The organism is Bacteroides sp. GM023 (assembly GCF_014750685.1).
Lineage (GTDB): Bacteria > Bacteroidota > Bacteroidia > Bacteroidales > Bacteroidaceae > Bacteroides.
In genome coordinates, this window is the sequence record NZ_JAAXGE010000014.1 from 23625 (window position 1) to 44723 (window position 21099).

At 40.6% G+C, this 21099-nt stretch carries 12 protein-coding genes and 4 pseudogenes; 9 read left to right on the forward strand and 7 right to left on the reverse strand.

Annotated features, from left to right (window positions below; all coding sequences use genetic code 11):
* Positions 1 to 14 precede the first annotated feature (14 nt).
* From HC965_RS22755 to HC965_RS22765, 3 genes and pseudogenes are all read left to right on the forward strand, one after another.
* Complete coding sequence (locus HC965_RS22755; protein ID WP_191033624.1) at positions 15 to 899, forward strand: FecR family protein; 885 nt, start codon at positions 15 to 17, stop codon at positions 897 to 899.
* Positions 896 to 3597: pseudogene (locus HC965_RS22760) on the forward strand (TonB-dependent receptor domain-containing protein). Before HC965_RS22755 ends, HC965_RS22760 begins: the two are co-directional and overlap by 4 nt.
* Positions 3598 to 3604: 7 nt before the next feature.
* The gene (locus tag HC965_RS22765; protein ID WP_191033625.1) at positions 3605 to 4609 is read left to right on the forward strand and encodes a DUF4249 domain-containing protein; all 1005 of its coding nucleotides are present in this window, start codon (positions 3605 to 3607) and stop codon (positions 4607 to 4609) included.
* Here the strand turns inward: HC965_RS22765 and HC965_RS22770 are convergent.
* Entirely contained in the window at positions 4606 to 5277 is a 672-nt protein-coding gene (locus HC965_RS22770) for an ATP-binding cassette domain-containing protein (RefSeq protein WP_191033626.1), read from the reverse strand. The genes HC965_RS22765 and HC965_RS22770 overlap by 4 nt on opposite strands.
* Positions 5278 to 5706: 429 nt before the next feature.
* Here HC965_RS22770 and HC965_RS22775 point away from each other — a divergent pair, with 429 nt between their 5' ends.
* The 3 genes from HC965_RS22775 (at position 5707) to HC965_RS22785 (ending at position 7249) form a co-directional block, all read left to right on the forward strand.
* The gene (locus HC965_RS22775) at positions 5707 to 5994 is read left to right on the forward strand and encodes a LysO family transporter (RefSeq protein ID WP_191033627.1); all 288 of its coding nucleotides are present in this window, start codon (positions 5707 to 5709) and stop codon (positions 5992 to 5994) included.
* A complete protein-coding gene (locus HC965_RS22780; protein ID WP_191033628.1) occupies positions 5991 to 6599 on the forward strand; it encodes a lysine exporter LysO family protein in 609 nt (202 codons plus the stop codon). Before HC965_RS22775 ends, HC965_RS22780 begins: the two co-directional genes overlap by 4 nt.
* A gap of 293 nt (positions 6600 to 6892) precedes the next feature.
* Positions 6893 to 7249, forward strand: a complete 357-nt coding sequence (locus HC965_RS22785; protein WP_044656705.1) for a hypothetical protein — start codon at positions 6893 to 6895, stop codon at positions 7247 to 7249.
* 96 nt (positions 7250 to 7345) lie between these two features.
* Here HC965_RS22785 and HC965_RS22790 read toward each other — a convergent pair whose 3' ends face one another.
* Complete coding sequence (locus tag HC965_RS22790; protein ID WP_191033629.1) at positions 7346 to 8410, reverse strand: DUF2027 domain-containing protein; 1065 nt, start codon at positions 8408 to 8410, stop codon at positions 7346 to 7348.
* Between the two features lie 188 nt (positions 8411 to 8598).
* On the opposite strand from HC965_RS22790, the pseudogene HC965_RS22795 reads away from it, so the two are divergent.
* Positions 8599 to 9293, forward strand: a pseudogene (locus HC965_RS22795) (HAD family hydrolase).
* Positions 9294 to 9312: 19 nt separating this feature from the next.
* Here the strand turns inward: HC965_RS22795 and HC965_RS22800 are convergent.
* Entirely contained in the window at positions 9313 to 10086 is a 774-nt protein-coding gene (locus HC965_RS22800; protein WP_191033630.1) for a response regulator transcription factor, read from the reverse strand.
* A gap of 87 nt (positions 10087 to 10173) precedes the next feature.
* Between HC965_RS22800 and HC965_RS22805 the strand changes: the two genes are divergently transcribed.
* Positions 10174 to 10839: a DUF1349 domain-containing protein gene (locus HC965_RS22805; RefSeq protein ID WP_191033631.1), complete on the forward strand. Its 666-nt coding sequence runs from the start codon at positions 10174 to 10176 to the stop codon at positions 10837 to 10839.
* Between the two features lie 299 nt (positions 10840 to 11138).
* Positions 11139 to 15209 carry a hybrid sensor histidine kinase/response regulator transcription factor gene (locus HC965_RS22810; protein ID WP_191033632.1) on the forward strand — a complete coding sequence of 1357 codons (4071 nt, stop codon included), beginning with the start codon at positions 11139 to 11141 and terminating at the stop codon, positions 15207 to 15209.
* 38 nt (positions 15210 to 15247) lie between these two features.
* Here HC965_RS22810 and HC965_RS22815 read toward each other — a convergent pair.
* The 4 genes and pseudogenes from HC965_RS22815 to HC965_RS22830 form a co-directional block, all read right to left on the reverse strand.
* A pseudogene (locus HC965_RS22815) lies at positions 15248 to 16321 on the reverse strand (alpha/beta hydrolase); the annotation flags it as partial.
* Between the two features lie 111 nt (positions 16322 to 16432).
* A pseudogene (locus HC965_RS22820) lies at positions 16433 to 17575 on the reverse strand (glycoside hydrolase family 5 protein); the annotation flags it as partial.
* Between the two features lie 282 nt (positions 17576 to 17857).
* Positions 17858 to 20020: an endo-1,4-beta-xylanase gene (locus HC965_RS22825; protein WP_191033635.1), complete on the reverse strand. Its 2163-nt coding sequence runs from the start codon at positions 20018 to 20020 to the stop codon at positions 17858 to 17860.
* A gap of 19 nt (positions 20021 to 20039) precedes the next feature.
* Positions 20040 to 21098, reverse strand: coding sequence for a DUF5627 domain-containing protein (locus HC965_RS22830; RefSeq protein ID WP_191033636.1), 1059 nt, complete (start codon positions 21096 to 21098; stop codon positions 20040 to 20042).
* Between the last annotated feature and the right edge of the window lies 1 nt (position 21099).

Sequence of the window (21099 nt, forward strand, 5' to 3'; positions counted from 1 at the left end):
ATACAGAAAAAGAAATGAAATACACCGATAGGGAATTAGAAGAAATACTGAACAAGCTTATTGCTTCCACGCGTTCACCACGAGGACGTTTTTCTGCAGCAGCCGGCTATCCGGAGTTAGAGAAAAGGCTGAAGTCCCATACCCGGCGGCTGACCCTGATACGTACATTCTCGGCAGCAGCGGCAGTACTTCTACTCTGCCTATCGGCATGGACAGTTTATTTATATATGCAGCCTGTCTCGATAGAGACGGTTTCAACATTGGCGGAAACACGGACAGTTCATCTCCCTGATGGTAGCACCGTCACCCTAAATCATTATTCTTCGATTTCTTATCCGGAGAAGTTCAAATCGGGCAACCGGGAAGTGGATCTGAATGGAGAAGCCTACTTTGAAGTAAGTAAGGACAAGAAGCATCCGTTTATTGTGCAGACTGAGATGATTGACGTTCAGGTATTGGGAACTCATTTCAATGTGGATGCCTATCGTGACAATCCTGATGTGAGAACAACGTTATTAACAGGTTCGGTGGCTGTCAGCAATAAAAACAACTCTGTCCGCATGGTATTAAAGCCGAATGAAATTGCTATATATAATAAGGTAGAGCAAAAGCTCACCCGCAAAGCCCTGGAAAATGCGAAAGATGAAATCTCCTGGCGGCACGGAGAGTTTATATTCGATGATTTGCCTTTGCAGGAAATTGTCCGCGAACTATCCAATTCATTCGGGGCAAGTATCCGCATATCCGACACGGCTTTGCAGGATTACCGGATTACAGCCCGATTCCGCAATGGGGAGGATTTGAAAACGATTCTGTCTGTATTACACAATGCCGGTTATTTCGACTATTCACAAAACGATAAACAGATTATTATTACTGCTAAACCAGACTTAAAATGAGAACTATTCATCAAGGACACCTGCCTGTCAGAACGATTGTTCTGATAGGTATGGTGCTCCTTATCACCACTCGGGCCTACGCACAAAATGCAAACGCCCGGCTCACACTGACACTACGAAACGCTACATTGAAAGAGTTCACCAAAATGATTGAAAACTCAACCGGTTACTCTTTCATATACAGCGAAGAAATCAGTATCAAACATAAAATCAACCTGAAAGTTAAAGAAAAGCCTCTGCACGAGATACTTGATCTTGTATTCAAGAATGAAGCGGTCAGTTACCAGTTTTCCGGTCGCTACATCCTGCTGCAAAAAAAGAAAAAGATTAAAAGCGTAAGCCGCAAGTTTACTATCAGCGGATATGTCACTGACGGAACGTCCTCCGAGACGTTGATTGGAACAAATATCTTTGAGAGTCATCAGAATCAGGGAACTACTACCAATCCTTACGGTTTTTACAGCATCACCCTGCCCGAAGGAGAAACCAGCTTGCGTTTCTCTTATTTGGGCTATGCTACGGAGACTCGTCAGTTCACACTCTCGAAGGATACATTGATGGATATCCGTATGCAAGGGAATACGCAATTGCAGGAAGTTGTTATCGTCTCGGACAGGGCGGAAGCGGGAGCTATGGCTACGCAGATGGGGTCTATCGAAATTCCGATGACACAAATTAAAAGTACTCCGAGTATATTGGGAGAAGCCGATGTGATGAAAGCCATCCAACTCATGCCCGGAGTGCAGGCAGGTGTGGATGGTTCTGCGGGATTGTATATACGCGGCGGTAGTCCCGACCAAAATCTTATCTTGCTGGACGGAGTTCCGGTATATAATGTAGATCATATGTTTGGCTTCTTCTCTGTTTTCACTCCCGAAGCAGTCAAGAAAGTAACATTATTCAAAAGTTCTTTTCCGGCACGCTTTGGCGGCCGGCTTTCTTCAGTGATTGATGTTCGTACCAATGATGGAGATATGCAGAAATATCACGGTACGCTTAGTATCGGATTATTGACCAGTAAGTTCAATTTGGAAGGCCCGATTGTGAAAGGAAAAACGTCCTTTAATATCTCTGCCCGACGCTCATATCTTGATTTGCTAGCCAAACCATTCATGCCCGATAACGAAAAATACAGTTATTATTTTTACGACATCAATGCCAAAATCAATCATAAGTTTTCCGACCGTAGCCGTTTATATCTAAGTGCTTACAATGGAAAAGATCATTTTGCGGCCAATTTTGACGGGAATACTGACCTCAAGGATGGAAGTAAAATGAACTGGGGAAATACAATCATTTCCGCCAGATGGAATTATATTTTCAACAATCGTTTGTTCAGTAATACAACGATTTCTTACAACAACTATTTGTTTGATATAAATTCTTATACCAACAACCAATATTCAACCAATAAGGGAACAACAATTACCAACCGATATTCGGCTGATTACCGTTCAGGAATTAATGACTGGAGTTATCAGATAGATTTCGATTATAATCCGACTCCTGTACATCATGTTAAATTCGGTACGGGATATATCTATCATCGTTTCCGCCCGGAAGTGATGACTTCTAAAATTTCGGATAAGACAGATAATACGGTAGACCGTGACACTACCTACAACAATATAGCCAACAGCAGGATTTACGCTCACGAAATATCGACTTATGTAGAAGATAATATAAAAGTAAACAGCCGTCTGCGTCTGAATCTTGGATTGCATTTTTCCTTGTTTCATGTACAAAAACAGAGCTACTTTTCCTTGCAACCGCGCGTTTCCGCACGTTATCAGTTGAGTAAAAGCATAGCTTTGAAAGGTTCTTATACACAAATGAGCCAATATGTACATCTATTATCATCAATGCCAATCGCCATGCCAACGGACTTATGGGTTCCCGTCACTAAAAAAATCAAACCGATGCGTTCTCACCAATATTCGTTGGGTGGATACTATACGGGAATCAAAGGTTGGGAGTTCTCGGTGGAAGGATATTATAAAGATATGCGCAATGTATTGGAGTACAAAGACGGTGTCAGCTTTTTCGGTTCTTCCTCAGGATGGGAGAATAAAGTGGAAATGGGAAAAGGGCGCTCGGCAGGTATTGAGTTTATGGCTCAAAAGACGCTTGGGAAAACAACCGGATGGCTGTCTTATACTTTATCTAAAAGCGACCGCAAGTTTGCCAAGGGCGGTATAAATAATGGTGAATGGTTTCCATACAAATATGATCGACGCCATAACATCAATCTGACGGTCAACCATAAATTCAGTGATCGCATTGATATTGGTGCTTCGTGGGTGTTTTATACAGGAGGAACCAGTACGATTCCTGAAGAAAAAACGGTTATTATTCACCCCAATGGCGGTTTGAGTGGTGACTTCGGTGGTGGATATGGAAATTATTTCTACCCAATTAAATATGATGATTCACCTGCGATCGGAGAAGCAACCTATGTGGAGCATCGTAACAACTACCGATTACCCGCCAGTCACCGTTTAAATATAGGTGTCAATTTCAATAAAAAACAAAGCATGGTATGCGTACCTGGAACATAAGCCTGTACAATGCTTATAATGCAATGAATCCGACATTCGTATATCGCAGCACCAGCAAAAAAGATTATAATAAACTTGTTATCAAGAAATATACCATACTCCCATTAATTCCGTCATTCACTTACACATATAAATTCTAAAGTAATCATGAAGAATCGTATATATTATCCATTTATTCTGTTAATCACGTTGCTGACCGCAGTATCCTGCGAAAACGAACTTCCTTTCAATATAAAGGATAATCCACCCAAGCTGGTTATGAATGCTTTGATTAATGCAGACAGTCTGACAAATGTTCTTTTCCTCAATTTTACAGGAAGAAATAATGCAACTCATGTCACAAACGCTACAGTAGAAGTACATATTAACGGAAAATTATCGGAAAGTTTGCGCCCGCTACCACCTAAACATGAGGAAGATATGCAATGCCGCTTCAATATTACCAGCAAATTTACTCCCGGAGATATTGTACGCATTGATGCCCGTACCGATGACGGACAATATCATGCGTGGGCGGAAGTCACCGTTCCACAGCGTCCTAATGAGATAGCAAACATTGATACACTCACCGTTCCGTTGAGTCAATACAATTATACGCAGAATTATCTCCAGTACAAAATCAGCATCAAAGACCGCCCCAACGAAAACAATTACTACCGTCTCATAGTCGACAAGCAAATGTTGGTAAAAAGCTATAACGAAGAAACAGGTGAGTTTGTTACTCAAATGGCACATCGCTACAATTTTATAAGTCGCGAAGATGTCGTGCTCACCGACGGGCAGCCCACAACCAGTGACGATGAAGATAACGGCATGTTCGACACTGTTAAAAATATATATGGTGTATTCGATGATACGCGATTTAAGGATACGTCCTACATTATGACTGTTTATAATCAGACAGACAGTGAAGTCTTTCCCGAATATGGCTCTAATGTAAATATAGATGTGTTTATCCGCCTGTTAAGTATCACAGAAATAGAATATTATTATCTGAAAGCGCTCAATCTTATAGATACGGATGCTTACGATGAGACCATAAATGAGCCGATAAAATTTCCCAGTAATGTACAAGGAGGGGTTGGAATTGTAGGCGTCAGTACAGAAGTGAGTAAAGTTATTCACATCAGCTCTTTCTCTGCCCAATACTAAAAGATACCGGAAAGATAGCCCTGCTCCACCAAGCCCCGCTTATCGGTAAGCTCCATCAGTGCACCGTCCCGAATCAAAGTGAGCCGGGTTACTACTTCCAGTACTTTCTCATAGTTATGGTCAGTAATAACAATCCCTTTGTCTGCGGAATGTATTTTGATTTGTTCTATCAACTTATCCGCCAAATGGAAAGAGAGGTAATCGAACGGTTCGTCCAATAGCACAAACTTTGTATTGCCAAATAGCAGCAACTTAGATTCCAAATAGCGCCGTTCTCCACCGGAGAGTTGTGATACGCGCCGTTCCATGCACGATTGTGCCACTTCATCGTCTTTGTAGAAGTCGTCTGCTTCCTTTTCGTTCAGGTAGTAGCTTACCAATTGCCTTATCTTCTGATGCCTGGGAAGATAACCGCACTGTGGCAGAAAAGCAATTACTTTGGGAGACTGATAAGGAACCGGAAGAATTTTACTTTCATCCAAGCGGATAAATTTTCGGTCGGCTCTCATTGTCCCGAAAATGATTTGCATAAGCACAGACTTTCCCGTACCATTCCTGCCGAACAGTCCAACAATGTCACCCGTATTTATCTTCAGGTAAACATCTGTCAGCAACTGCCTGGTGCCGAAGTTTTTGATAACACTATCTATCTCAAGCTGATGACGCATAATCTTATAATCCAAAGGATGAACCAATAAACAATAAATGTAAAGACTATCAAATTCCTTTTCGGAATACCGGAATTATAATAAAAATAATAAGCTTCTTTCTCCATGACTTCTTTGTAAAGCAGGCTCGTTATAATTCCTACCCCGCCCAACATATACGGAAGGGCGTCAAAATATATAGTCCAATCGCCTTTTGATATGAGCAGACAGGCCAACAAAGATAGCGGAACGTTTATTTTTAACGTACTGATAAAAAACAGATGATATAGTTTTAATCTCCGCATCAAACAAGATATTAATTGCCGCAATAAATATATTAATAAATCCGATTATTTCCAACCAAACAGTTCTTTAATACTTATTTTACTTCAAAGAAGGGCGGGAACGTACATTTTCAATTATCTTTGCAACCAAAAATACGTACGAACTATGTTTATTATCATCGGAATCATGCTGACCGGTATGCTTATTGGCTACCTTCTACGCAGCAAACGGTTGACATGGATACACAAAATCATTACTTTCCTTATATGGACACTGCTATTCCTGCTCGGAATTGATGTAGGCGGAAACGAAACCATCATCAAAGGACTGCCCACGCTCGGACTGGAAGCTGTCATCATCACTCTAGCCGCTGTCATAGGGAGTACCTTATGTGCATGGGGGCTATGGTACCTATTATATATAAGGAATAGAGGAAAGGAGACAGAAGTATGAAAGGTAGTCTGATTATTGTCTCTTTCTTCATTATCGGTACTCTCTGCGGAGTTTATCATCTCATTCCGTATGATTTCACCGATAGTAAACTCAGTTATTATGCCCTCTGCGGACTGATGTTCTGTGTAGGTATCAGTATCGGTAACGACCCGAACACGTTGAAAAGTTTCCGTTCACTAAATCCACGCCTTATGTTTCTTCCTATCATGACAATACTCGGTACATTAGCGGGATGTGCGGTAGCCGGAGTTTTTATGAGCCAGCGGGGTGCTTTGGACTGTATGGCTGTAGGAGCAGGATTCGGTTATTATTCGCTCTCCAGTATTTTTATCACTGAATACAAAGGTCCGGAATTGGGAACTATCGCATTACTTTCCAATATCATGCGTGAAATCATAGCTTTACTATGTGCCCCGCTGCTAGTGAAGTATTTCGGAAAACTTGCCCCCATCTCCGTTGGTGGAGCTACAACTATGGATACAACTCTTCCTATCATTACGCGATACTCGGGAAAGGAATTTGTAATCATTTCCATCTTTCATGGTTTTGTTGTCGATTTCAGTGTTCCTTTCCTGGTTACATTCCTTTGTTCAATATCATTTTAATAGCAACAAATCCTAAAATGCAATAAAATTCCATTTACGTTTCCGCACACGTATTACAAAAACGTTTCAGAAAAAGGTGTTTTTGTATCAAAAAGCACATCATCTCTTGATTTACATCAAGAAATCAACCCTAATAGAATCTTTTCCTTTTCTTTATTTTTGTGTTATAAAACATATTCCTATATTTGCATAGGTAAAAAGAAAAAACTAAGCGCTTAGACAGTATTTTCAATAGGTATTAGATTTGTTTTTAGGAATAGTTTTTAGGTATAACAATTAAAAAAGTAGGTATTATGAAACGTTTAGGATTAACATTAGTGGCAGCGCTCTGCCTTGCTGCTACAACATTCGCAGCTGGAAATCAGCCTACAACTGCAAAATGGGAAGGTAACATCAATGTAAGTAAACTAGGTAAGTATTTAAATCTGAACTCTGCTCAAAGCGAAGAAGTAGCAAACATTTGCGATTACTTCTCTACACAGATGTCAAAAGCCACAACAGCAAAAAAAGATAAAGAAGCAAAATTGCGCAATGCTGTTTATGGTAACTTAAAACTGATGAGACAGACACTCAGTGCTGAACAATATGCCAAGTATGCTGCTTTGATGAACATTACCTTGATGAACAAAGGTATTGAATTGAACAAGTAAAAAACGATTAATACACAAAAGTGAAAGGGTGGAAGCCGGTTATCGACTTCCACCCTTCTTTTTTTATTCGGCAAAACAGCATGTAATCAACAAGTGTTATTTTATAGTCACCATCGTAGCCCCGAATCCATATTCCTGGAAAGAAGCGTCCTGATAACGGCAATTACTGTATTTCCGTTTTAATTCATCAACTATGGCTTTCCGAAGCACTCCGTCACCCTTGCCATGAATGAATACAATCTTCTGTTCGCGTTTATTCTTATAGTTCGCCATTACTTCGCGAAACTTGTCCAATTGATAGTTTAATATTTCGGTATTGCCCATCCCTTGCGTATCATCCAATAAAGAATCAATGTGAAGGTCTATTTCAACAATTCCATTCTTTCCACCTTGCGCATGGTTAGGCTTCACAATAGGTTGTGACTTCGGTTTATCTGTCGATTTCTTCTGCAACAAAGCGACTTGAATTTCTTCTGCCGAAACATAGACTTGCTTGGCGGGCATATCATCTTTCACAATGTCATAAATCAATGCAGGTTCTTCAAAGAAATCGGAATTGCTGAATGTATGTAGTTTATAGAACTTCACTGTATCAATCCGTATCTCCACGCTGACAGCCGGTTTGAGGGCCGCAGTCTTACCATCTTTGAATGCGATTAGTTGAACGGCTACCCGCTCCATTTCATTCAATATATCCTTCGTGAATTCTTCCAACAGCAATTTTGTATTGGGTTCTACCAGACCATGCGAACGGGTCTTCCAGGCTTTTCCTTCCGCACTCAGATAAGTATAATACAAATAGTAATTACTATCATTTACCAAATAAGTCTCAAAGGGAGTGGTCATCATTGCCTTTGCATCTTCGGGTACATAGGCAAGAAACACATTCAAGGTATCTCCCCCGCGCACTTCCGGCTGACGTTGTATAACGGGCATTTCCGGTTTTGACGGTTTCACAGGTTCTTGCGGTTTCGGAGCCGATGTGCTCGACTTATGTTTTATATTATAGTCATCTGTTTCAATCACTACACACTCACGTATCGGCATAGGAATATCGAACCCATCCGCATCTTCAACCAAAACAAAATCCTTACCTTTGAATCCTGTTACAATTCCACCGCCTACCTCACTGAGGAAGCGTACTTTATCTCCTATTTTCATCGTTGTACATTCAATTAAAGTTCAAACTAAAAAAACGAGTAACAAAGATAGATATTTCTATGAAATTAAATCGGGATTCGGCGCTAAAAACAAGATTCGTATCTATATTCATCTTTTTCTTTTAACTTTGCAACATTAATAAGAAAACTATATATCGGAAAAATCACTATTAATCACACCAAGAATCAATGAAAGAACTTATTAAAGTGATAGCCTTTGATGCTGACGACACTCTGTGGAGCAATGAACCCTTTTTTCAGAAAGTAGAAAAGCAATATGTCCGCCTGTTGGAGCCTTATGGTACGCCAAAAGAAATTTCAGCCGCATTATTTCAAACGGAAATGAATAATCTGAAAATTCTCGGATATGGCGCCAAGGCTTTCACTATTTCTATGGTTGAAACAGCCTTGTATATTAGTGAACAAAAGATTTCGGCCGATACTATTCAACAAATCATTGCTTTGGGAAAGTCATTATTAGAAATGCCATTGAATTATTGCCGGGAGTAAAGGAAACTCTCAAAGCTTTAAAAGAACAAGGGAAATATAAACTGGTAGTTGCCACTAAGGGTGATTTGCTGGATCAAGAAAATAAATTGGAACGTTCCGGTTTAGCTTCTTATTTCGACCATATAGAGGTGATGTCCGATAAAACGGAGAAAGAATATCTCCGGTTATTGAATATCCTGCAAATCACTCCTTCTGAATTTGTAATGGTCGGCAATTCTTTGAAATCGGATATTCAACCCGTTTTATCCTTAGGCGGATACGGGATACATGTTCCTTTCGAAGTAATGTGGCAACATGAAGTAGTGGATACATTCACTCATGCACACCTCAAGCAAGTGAAAAGCCTGGATGAATTGCTGGCAGTATTTGAGTAGACAGATACAATTATTCTTTTTACAGCAACTTCATCAATTCAGCGGCACGGCACGCTTCAATCGAATTACCGACAGAAAGTTTTTCCAGGATATTCTGTCGGTGACGGTTGACTGTATTCACACTAATGTATAAAGTGGCAGCTATCTCTTTACTTGACAGTCCTTTGCGTATGCAACGAAGTATTTCCTTTTCACGTTCGGACAGTATATGGGTATGTTCTTCCGAGAGGAAAAGCGTTTCTACTTCTCCGTTTTCCATATGGGTAATGGTAGGATATATCCCTTTTTCCGTCCGCTGGTCTGCCGACAAGGTATAAAGACAGAATATCAGCCACACACTCCCGGAAGGAGTATTTTCCATGATTTGAACCAGATTGTCTATATACTGATATTCCCCTTTCTCATTCATCATACGCAGCCTGCACCTTCCACGATACTTCAAGCGTTCTCCGGGTGACGATGAAAAAGTTTTCTGAAAGAACTTATATTCCAACAAACGTTTCTCTACCAAATCTTCAGGATGAATACGCCGATAGATACAATCTTCATCCATCGAGTCAATGACGCTTAATGCCGCTTCTTCAGGAGTCAGCCCTAAGAAATGTGCCCACGGATGAACAGAGACATAGCTTTTCCGGTTCGAAAGATCGGAAATCACAGCACACCCGCCGTTTATTTCCGTCAATGAACGAATGAATTGCCGATGACGTTCAACGGTTTCATTATTCAGCGTTTCGTGAGCTATCGGCTGTGTAGCATAGACTTCATCAATTTCTTTTTGTAATACGTCCATCCTGTAAAATGGTTATTATTCAGTATTGTTACACAAAAAGGCGTGCACTACCTTTGTCCCACAAAGATAATCAAATAAGAAACAACCATGAAATTTTTAAAAATCAAAATCATGTCAATAGCCTTGCTGGCAATAACAACTTCGACTATGGGACAAAATCTGAATAAAATGAACTGGCTGAATGAGCCTCAGCAATGGGAAATTAAAGAAGGTAAAACACTCGTAATGGACGTACCGGCAAAAACCGACTTTTGGCGAATCTCTCATTATGGATTCACCGTAGACGACGGGCCTTTCTATTATGCCACCTACGGCGGTGAGTTTGAAGTAAAAGTAAAGATAACCGGTAATTATGTAACCACTTTCGACCAAATGGGATTAATGCTGCGCATCGACCATGAAAACTGGATAAAAACAGGAGTTGAATACGTAGACGGAAAACAGAATGTCAGTACTGTAGTCACTCACCGTACAAGCGACTGGAGCGTAGTGCAGCTACCGGATGCCCCGCGTTCTATCTGGATAAAAGCAGTCCGCCGCCTGGATGCAGTCGAAATCTTCTTTTCACGTGACGACAAAGAATATACCATGACACGCACCTGCTGGTTGCAAGACAATTGTCCTGTCATGGTCGGACTAATGGGAGCTTGCCCCGACGGTAAAGGATTTACTGCCATATTCGAAGAATTCAAGGTAACTCCGCTGCCAGATCAACGAAGACTGGAATGGGCTAAAAGGCAATTAGATAAATAAGGGTAACACAAAAAGGATTTATTATCTGTATCTTCTACTTGAAAAAGTGGAAGATGCAGATTTTTTTATTCATTCTACATCTATATGTACGTTAAACGAAACTTTATGTAACACTAGCAAACACCATGTAACGAGCATTAAACGATACGCAATGCCACTAAAAAACATTTTATTCATAATCCATTATCTTCGCAGCTATGAAAAACATCTAAAGAACTTATCAACAAAAAACAGGTAAATTCACAATAGTACCTCTATTCAAAGTTTTTTAGTAAGTTTGTAAACAGAAATAATGCGCTATGAAAACTAAATCAATATTATGTTTTTTGTGTCTGTGTATATCTATATTATGTTACGGACAAAAAGGAAAACTGTTCACCGTAGACAGAGAACTGTCTAGCAGTATGATCAACAGTATCTATCAGGATAAGGAAGGAATCATTTGGATAGCCACCGAAGATGGACTGAACCGTTATGATGGTGCAAAATTCACCGTTTATAAGAACATCCCCGGAGACGAACATTCTTTGTTGAACAATTATGTACGTATTCTTTTTGAAGACAGCAAAGGACGCTTTTTCATTGGTACACTGACCGGACTTCAAATCTATGACCGGGCAACAGACCAATTTAAAACCATTCCAAAAACATTCAATATAGCCGGAACTAACATGGGAATCAATGTTTCTTGCATCGTCGAACGCCGCAGCGGAGAAATATTAGTTGGTACATCCGGTCATAGCACATTCTCCCTGGATACCCAAGGAGACAGTATTACAGCCCGACAAATAAAACCGTTTTTCGGCTATTTCATCACTAATATATACGAAGATAAGAAAGGAAAATTATGGATTATCACCGAAGATAAGGGTATACAATGTCTGAATGACTCTGGACAATTGAAGAGTTATCCTCAAGGGACAGATTCGAATCGGTTCAGTAGTATCTGTGAAGACAGCTATCATAACATTTATGTAGGAAGCCTGACCAATGGACTTTACCAATACAATCCGAAAACGGATAAGTTTACTCTACTTCTCCACGAATCTTGTCCCGATTTGCCTGTTAAATTCCTATATCCTGCCAATCAAGAAGAAATCTACATCGGTACGGACGGAAACGGTATGAAGATCTACAATATTCGTACAAAAAAAATAGAAGGTACCAACCTTAATATCACATCATTCAACCTGGACAAGACAAAGGTACACAGTCTGCTGAAAGACAAACATAATAACATATGGTTAGGACTGTTCCAAAAAGGTGTCATGATAGTTCCTCCTGTAACCAATCACTTTAAATACTTCGGACATAAATCGACTATCCATAATACTATCGGTTCCTGTTGCATCATGTCTGTATTCAAAAGTCATGACGGAACACTTTGGGCAGGAACTGATAACGACGGCATCTATGCCATCAACCCTAATGGCAGCCAACAAGCACATTATACGCCTACAAAAACACCCTATTCTATTCCGGCTACCATTATGAGTCTTTATGAAGACTCGGAAAAGAATATATGGGCAGGTTCTTACCGCAACGGGATTGCCAAACTGAACCGACAGACAGGACGTTGTGAATATTTATCTCTAAAAAACAGCAAGGGGATTCCTGCACAAGACATCTACTGCATGGTAGAAGACAAACACAAACAACTATGGATTGGCGCCATGGGATCAGGGCTCTATAAAAATAATCTCACTACTGGTGAAATACAATCATGTCTGATGGCTGAAAGTGGCTTGGATTATAATCCACAGAAAAATGTACTACATAATGCCTGGATAAATTGCTTGCTTTATACCGACAATGAAAAACTCTATATCGGAACTTACGACGGACTGGGATGTCTGGACATACCTACCATGAACTTTGTATCTACCTTTGGCACCAACCGCTTAATTGAAGGGAAAGTCATCTACGCTCTCTACGAGGATATTCATGGGAATATTTGGATAGGTACCTCTCAAGGGTTGAAAGTATTGAATCCGCAAACTGCGGAAATACACGAATATACCATGAAAGACGGTTTGCCCAGCAATTCTATTTCCGGTATTAAAGGAGACGCAAACGGCAATCTGTGGATAAGCACTAACTTCGGAATCTCGCGCTTCAACCCAAATACACAGACTTTTGTTAATTTCTATTCCGGTGACGGGCTACAAGGAAACGAATTCAGTAAAGGGGCAGCTTTTAAGGGAACAGAAGGGGAAATCATATTTGGTGGTACTAATGGCATCACTTACTTCAATCCTCAAGAAATAACCAGTCCCAACAAGAAACCTGAGATACGTATCAGCGATTTTTATATCCATGATAGAGCCGTAAGACAAGGAATGAAATCCGGAAGCCATGATATTATAAATACTTCAATCATGGATGCCGACGAGTTTCATTTATCCTATAAAGACAATTCCTTCAGTATCGAATTCTCTGCTATGGAGTTTTATAATCCCGAGCGAATCAGCTATGCCTATTCTTTCAATAATAATACCTGGATAGATTTACAGCCGGGAATCAACCAAGTGTCTTTCAGTGATCTGACACCAGGAATATACCATTTCCAAGTGAAAGCCAGAGATTATGATTCCTATTCAGATGTGAAAAATATTTCCATCATAATATCTCCGCCCTGGTACGTATCCTGGTGGGCTAAAACATTCTATTTCCTATTTGCCATTATCCTTATAATACTTGGCATACAACAAGCACGGCAACGTTACCGTGCCCGCCAGAAAATGCTGGAACACATACATGCCGAGCAGCTAAATGAAGCCAAATTACAGTTTTTTATTAATATATCCCATGAGATACGCACCCCGATGTCACTAATCATCAGTCCATTACAAAAACTGATGGCAACGGACAATGATAAAGAACATCAACGAAGTTACAGTATGATTTATCGGAATGCGGAACGGATTCTTCAACTCGTTAACCAATTGATGGATATCCGGAAGATAGATAAGGGACAGATGCTGCTCAAATTTCAGGAGACAGATATCGTTACATTTATACAAGATTTACACCATACTTTTGAATATCAGGCAACTACTAAACACATCGAACTAACCTTTCAACCGGAAGTAAAAGAATTGAAAGCATGGATAGATCCTAAGAATTTCGATAAAATTATTCTGAACTTACTTTCCAATGCATTCAAATTTACTCCGGAAAAAGGTAGTATCCACATTTACTTGCGTATCGGAGAAGACTTAAAAGCAACACAACCTGCGTTACAACATTATTTTGAGATAATAGTAGAAGATAGCGGGATAGGAATCAATGAAGAAGAAATCGACCGGATTTTCGATCGATTCTACCAAATACGAAATAACCAAAACAACTTGAACATTGGCACTGGTATCGGCCTGCACCTGACACGTTCGTTGGTGGAACTTCACCACGGGAGCATCGAAGTCCGTAACAATGAAGAGGCTTTGGGATGTAGTTTCATTATCCGTTTACCTCTCGGCAATGAACATTTAACAGCAGAAGAAATAGAAAACGAGATATCCGAAACAGTTCCCGTGCAAGTGGATACAGTGCTTCCTGTCTCTCCTACAACCGAAGATGATTATGAAAAAATACGCGCAAAAACCAAATATCATGTACTGGTAGTAGAAGATGATGAAGAAATACGCAATTATCTCTGTCACGAACTAAGCAATGATTTCCATATGCTAAAGTGCAGCAATGGCAAGGAAGCCCTAGCTCTTATTCTAAAGAAAGCGCCAGATTTAATTATCAGTGATATCATGATGCCCGAAATGGACGGTATGACGCTTTGCCAAAAAATAAAACAAAATATAAACATTAACCATGTCCCCGTGATTCTGCTTACTGCCAGGAACCGGGAAGAAGATAATCTGGAAGGGCTCAGCATAGGAGCTGACGCATATATAATGAAACCATTCAGTATTGAAATAGTACGTAAGACTTCCATCAACCTGATTAAAAGCCGCGAATTACTAAGAAACAGTTTTAATGGTAATCAAGAGCAAGAAGAGAGGGTACAGAAATTAGAAATGCAATCACCCGATGAACGCTTACTGAACCGGGTTATGAAAGTGATAAACAATAATATTGCCAATACTGAACTAAATGTGGAAATGATAGCCGCATCTGTCGGCATCAGTCGTGTCCATCTTCACCGAAAACTGAAAGAGTTGACCAATCAATCCACCCGTGACCTGATACGTAATGTACGGTTAAAGCAAGCGGCGATGTTACTGTCTGAGAAGAAGCATAATATCAGCGAGATAGCTGCATTGACAGGTTTCACAAACGTCGCCTACTTTTCTACGGCGTTCAAGGAACTTTATGGCATGTCACCGACTACTTATATGGACCATATGTCTCTCTAAGTAGTCGGCTCCCTATGCCGGTGTTACTTATATGTACCTCAATTTCTAAATAAATTCGGGAGAAACTCTCTCAGGCAACGCCGCCATGTCAACCATTCATGGCCTGTACCTTGTGACTCATAATACACGGCATTAATCCCGATTTCATGTAGGGAGTCAACCAGTCTTTTGGTTCCGAACTGCTCTTCTGTTCCACATCCCAGAAATAGGTAATGTACTTTCTTATTAAAACTGCCGGCATCAGCAAATACACCGTTATAGCAAGTCTTAACGTCCAGCCCAAAGATAGCCCCACTAAAGCCACCTATATAAGAGAACTTATCTAAATTCGGCAGAGTAGTGGCAAATGTTTGGTGTCCGCCCCACGACAGGCCCGCCATAGCCCGATGTTCACGATCGGTATAAGTACGGAATGTATGGTCAATCATCGGAATAAGATCATCTAATATCACGCCATAAAAAGACTTACCGTACAATGCTCTTTCTTCATTCACATCCTTGCCCGGACGTGGCTGAAAAGGTGCTTCCACATCTCCACTATCCATTACAACAAGCATTGGCACACACTGTTCCGCTGCTATCAGATTATCCATAATGTGCTGCATACAACCTTGGGTAGCCCATCCTGTTTCATTTTCTCCCATTCCATGTTGTAGATAGAGCACCGGATAGCGCTTTTTCATATTCGTTTCGTATTCCGCCGGTGTATATACCATACAACGACGAAACTCCTTCTTTGTATCCGAATAATAAGTACAGGAACGCACTTGTCCATGTTTTACATCCTGTTGCGGACGGTAATAATCTCCTTCCCTGCCTTCGGGCACTTCAATCCCACTCGCCATGCGGCAACATCCGAAGAAAGTATAGCTGGACGGATCAACGACCGATACTCCGTCCACTATCAGAAAATAATAATGAAAACCCACTACTAGCGGTTCTGTTTTCACTGTCCAAAAGCCTTCAGTATCCTTCTGCATATTGTACTTTTTCCCACAACAATCTACCTGGAGCTTGCTTACCTCAGGAGCATAGAAACGAAAGTAAGCGCAACGCTCAGTGTCTAGCCGGGGATATTCATAACCAGGAATATTTGTTGACGGAAGCTCAGTCCTGCTTTTCACATCTTGTGCGGCCACACTGATTGCGGAAAGCAGCAATACTACCAATAAAAAGAGATTTTTTTTCATGTGCTATATCTTTTTATATTTTTACTGTTCTGCCTCAGCATATTCTTTAAACCAATGGTAAATAGCCCACGGACATGCTTCCGGATCATTTAAGAAAGTATAATTACCCGGTTCACCCGCTACATCTTTAAAAGCTGCCAATTCGTGCGATCTTGTAGTAAAGAACAACCAGGAAACATTCCCCGATTGATCGGCTATATACTTGAAATTAGCCCCGAAGCCATTGCCCTTCGCTACTCCTGTAATACTCTTTCCCCATGTTGCGTCATACTTTTTGGGTCCCCAATCTATCTCAGTCACCATGATAGGTGCAAAACTTGCTACCGGACCTACCTGTTTATCCCAACCACGCTGGAAAGGCTCATACCCACCACCTGTTGATGAACCGTTTCCTTCACCACTGTCCTGCTCGGCATCACTCCCATACCAGCCCGGATAGCAGTGTACGGCAAAACCAATATTCTTGCCTTCAAAACGATAGTTCTTATATCCGCTATACTGCGACTGCCAACCCAATCCCGGTATCCAAATGATGTTATCACAATCATTCCCACGTATTTGATCAACGATTGTCTGAAAGTATTTCTGCATATTGGCGAAACAAGCATCGCCGTCACCACCATATCTACCATCCGTACCTTTAATATGAACAGGTTCGTTAGCCAGTTCGAACATAATTCCCGGATTATTTTTCACAGTAGCATCTTGTGACACAATGTCCCATACCTTCAACAAAAACTCTTGATAAGTATCACCCAATTCTATTCCCTGATATCTATTGTCATCTGTATCATTAGCATGCGGACAGACTCCGGGCGGGCGCATTACTACATACATTCCTTTAGATATGAAGTATTCCGCCATTGGAACAAACAATTCTTTCAGATATTTCCGGAAGCGTGTTTCCGAAAAGCGTTCGTGTCCTTCGTAACGTACATAGGGCAATGTAACATCGTCACTCCAATAAGGATCCAGATGTAGACGTACGAAGTTAAATTTCCATCCGGCAGCTAATATTTTGTCTACCATACTTTTGTTGTAGTTAAGACAACTGCTTACATCATAATTACCCCATGCATTATTATTGAAATAAGGGCTGTAAGTTTGCGTAAATCCATGTAGATTTACGATTTTGCCCTGCTCATTTTTCAGATAACGCCCCTCTACACGTAAAGGTGCAATCTGCATCGGAATATCCGGTTCATCCTCACCCGGTTTTTCACCAGATGGTGTTTCTTCTGTTTTCTTATCGTTTGCATCTTGCTGGATTTCATCTTTGGTACAAGCTGAAAATAACAGACAAGACAAAACCAATATTTCTATTATTTTTTTCATGATAGCATCAGTATATTTGATTACGGCAATTTACAAGAATAGCGGAGCTCTATTGAGAGACTCCGCTATCCGAGTAAGCGTGCCTAACCTTATTAATTAAAAACTAAGATCCAAGTTCCATATCTATTTAGCAGTACCATTCTTCAAACCTTCCAGGAAGCCTACATAAACAGGTTTACGGTTATAATTCAAATCCCAAAGCCCAATAGGCTGACCTTTTCTCCAGAAAGAGTTTTCAGACGGGCTGTCTGTCGGACTCCAATGAGTGATACCATATTGCTGTGCAACCGGAATAATTTCAAAGAACTTCTCAATAATAAATTGATAGAAGTCTGACATATTCTGTTGCATCTCATCAGTCAGGTTTTCTGTCAGTATGGTTTCACCGGCTGCATCTATAATCCCCATATCCAGTTCCGTGATTTTTATGAGTTTACCGGTAGAAGCCAATAATGTGAACATATTCACAATAGCTCTCTCCTTACTAGCCTGTGTAGCCGGATTCATAAAATAGGATACATGCATCTGTGTTCCGATGCCATCTACTTTCGTTTCGCCATCTGACTCCCAACGCTCAATCCAATGTATCAAGCTCTTCAGTTTCTTATTATCATCCCAATCGGATTCCAAATTATAGTCATTGATGAAAAGTTTCAGTTCGTCAGGATTACCACCGGACTCCTCGAAATACTTGCGGGCAAACTTAATAGGAATACGAACATAATCATCACCCAAATAATCCTGCCAATAGAAGTTTTCACCGGAGACACCGTTATCATCCGTTTGTGAAGCCGATTGAAGATTGTAATAGCCATCTCCATCCGTATCCCTTCCTGAAATAGGTTCGTTTACCACATCCCATGCTTTAACATAACCGTCACAAGCTCCCAGCATACCTTTAGTCCAGCGTTCCATTTCATTGGTAAGGATTTCTTTTTTCTCTTCAGGAGTAAGCGGAATCGTATTACCTGACTTCTGCCAATATATAGACAAGTCATCAATATAAATAGTACCTACATATTTGCCATAATTCAGAAGAAAGCGGTCTGTTCCATCTCCTGTACAGTTGGTAAATACAGTAACCTCTTCCCAATCTGTTGTAATTGATATGGAAGGGAAATCTCCCCGTCCAGCATACCCGTCTGTTTTTTGAAAAGCTGCTCCAATGCTACCTGGTACAGTACCTTTAATTTTCATTGTCAGAAAGTAAGTAGTCCCTTCCGTCAATGGAGTCGTAAAGTCATACCCCGCCTGTGCACTCCACGGATTCGTTTCTGATGGATTTGTCATTTCATGTACTCCATCCACCACTTCGCGGGTTGAATTATTTCCCCAGCCTATCATTGCCGTCCCACTCGAAAAGTCATCCTCAATAACAGGCATCTTAATAATCACACCACCGGTTGATTCTGTATGTGACACTTTCAGCCATTTCATTTGAATAGTACCTACAAAAGCTCCTGACTGGAAAACCACAAAGCTATTGGTTGCAGGCACTGCATTCAAATTAACAGTCACTTCTTTCCATTCGGTAGAAAACTCTAACGAAGCTGATGCCGAAGCCCCCCAATCACCCATATTAACGCCTAACGAACCTTTGGAACTTCCCTTAATGAGAGCTGTAATCTTGTAATTCCCACCTTTTGTCGTAGACACTCCATCAGCACAAAAATACTGAACTTGCCAGTTTTCCAAGGCTTCATTATTAGTTATTTCCAACTCACCGTTACCATTGATAATGGTCAATTCCGTCATTTTATAAAACGGATATTCATCGTACTGTGAATAGTCCACAAAAGCATCTTGTATGTCCTCTGTTGCCCCCGGGTCAATTTCAATCTCTTTATCGGCAATCAGCCCGTTCAGATAAGTATTCTGCTGTTGTGAATGCCAACAAATGGTATGCCCGTAAATACTAATACCTGCTGCTTTAGCCGTTTTCACAAACTTCTTCACTGTTCCAAAATCCATATTACCTTTGGCATCCACGCAGGAGCTATACTTCATAGCATTGCCGGCTGTCACGTCGTCATAGTTGCTGACTGCCAAACTATAGACCAAGTCTTGCTTCAAGAAATCACTAACCGTGATCCCCGTTCCCAACTTAAAGTTGGGATGGGTAGTACGGTCAATATAACTTTTCAAATCACCATATTCGTTCAAGTACTCATACTTTGTCAAGCTTTCCGGTTTCTCCGTCTTGAAGTCTGCAAAAGGTGCATCCGCACAAGATACAGTCACTCCGGCAACCATAACAAGCAGTAAAATTCGATTGTAGTATTTCATATTCTTTAAGATTTAGTGATTAATTCTTCACGTAAACAGGTGCAAAATCTTCTCTTGCTACACCACGACTATGTGCAACCAATGTATCTTCTGTCTCAAACTTCAATCCATTGCCGAAATCGACAGTATACTTCAAGTAAATAGCATCGCGGTCTTTATTTCCCCAGCTATTCTTCTCACCATCTTGCACAAACTTACCTGTACCTGTAGCCGTAACGCCACCCAATCCCGATACTACACATTCGTCACCATTGAAAGTCATCAGTAACTGATAGTTGATATTACGAGGATTATCAGTCGTACCCAGATTGGTGGTAACAGTAAGAATCGTTTCAGTCAAAGATTTTGTTGTAGTCTGACAAATTTCATCATTTTCCACATATTCATTCCGACGGCTATTCTCAGTAACCACTCCGTTTTCAGTCACTTTGTCTATACCGTGACGCAAATACTTACCAGTCCATTTATTGATATACCTCACACAATAAAGCACATAATCATGTGGTTGTTCCAACCACATTGCCGAATTGCACCTAATAGCTTCCGCACCTTCGGACAAAGTTCCACTCAAGATACGGTCGGCATTGGTCACCCCTGTCATCACCAAAGGAATAACATAGGTTGTAGTCAAAGCCTCGGGATCGGCAAAAAAAGCATCAGTAAACGATACTTCCACACCATTCATCAGTACCTTATTCAGAGATATCTTATCACCGGATAAAGTATAGTAGTTGGAAGGCATGGCTTTCACCGGAACATTATCCGATGCAGAAGTGTATGAATAATAAAGATTATCACATAAAGTCTTGTCTACTGCAATATCTATTGTGATATTTTTCTTATTAGCAAAAACACCGCCCATGGTGGCATTTATTTTACACTTATGAGCATTGTCAAGTGTCGTATCATACTCATCTTCCCCCATAACCAGCGTTCTCACCGGATACTGGGTTGCAAAGTAGACAGAAGTACCGCCCTCATAATCGGGAAATTCATTATCTTGATTTTCACAGGATGTCATCGTCCATGAAGCAAAGACTCCAACTGATATGGCAGATATTAATTTAAATAATTTCATA

Bases quoted from the DNA above. Each gene is read 5' to 3' on its own strand.
- HC965_RS22825 (WP_191033635.1), bottom strand. From the start codon at position 20,020: ATGAAATACTACAATCGAATTTTACTGCTTGTTATGGTTGCCGGAGTG.
- HC965_RS22830 (WP_191033636.1), bottom strand. From the start codon at position 21,098: ATGAAATTATTTAAATTAATATCTGCCATATCAGTTGGAGTCTTTGCT.
- HC965_RS22800 (WP_191033630.1), bottom strand. From the start codon at position 10,086: ATGGACGTATTACAAAAAGAAATTGATGAAGTCTATGCTACACAGCCG.
- HC965_RS22770 (WP_191033626.1), bottom strand. From the start codon at position 5,277: ATGCGTCATCAGCTTGAGATAGATAGTGTTATCAAAAACTTCGGCACC.
- HC965_RS22790 (WP_191033629.1), bottom strand. From the start codon at position 8,410: ATGAAAATAGGAGATAAAGTACGCTTCCTCAGTGAGGTAGGCGGTGGA.
- HC965_RS22805 (WP_191033631.1), top strand. From the start codon at position 10,174: ATGAAATTTTTAAAAATCAAAATCATGTCAATAGCCTTGCTGGCAATA.
- HC965_RS22775 (WP_191033627.1), top strand. From the start codon at position 5,707: ATGTTTATTATCATCGGAATCATGCTGACCGGTATGCTTATTGGCTAC.
- HC965_RS22810 (WP_191033632.1), top strand. From the start codon at position 11,139: ATGAAAACTAAATCAATATTATGTTTTTTGTGTCTGTGTATATCTATA.
- HC965_RS22755 (WP_191033624.1), top strand. From the start codon at position 15: ATGAAATACACCGATAGGGAATTAGAAGAAATACTGAACAAGCTTATT.
- HC965_RS22785 (WP_044656705.1), top strand. From the start codon at position 6,893: ATGAAACGTTTAGGATTAACATTAGTGGCAGCGCTCTGCCTTGCTGCT.
- HC965_RS22765 (WP_191033625.1), top strand. From the start codon at position 3,605: ATGAAGAATCGTATATATTATCCATTTATTCTGTTAATCACGTTGCTG.
- HC965_RS22780 (WP_191033628.1), top strand. From the start codon at position 5,991: ATGAAAGGTAGTCTGATTATTGTCTCTTTCTTCATTATCGGTACTCTC.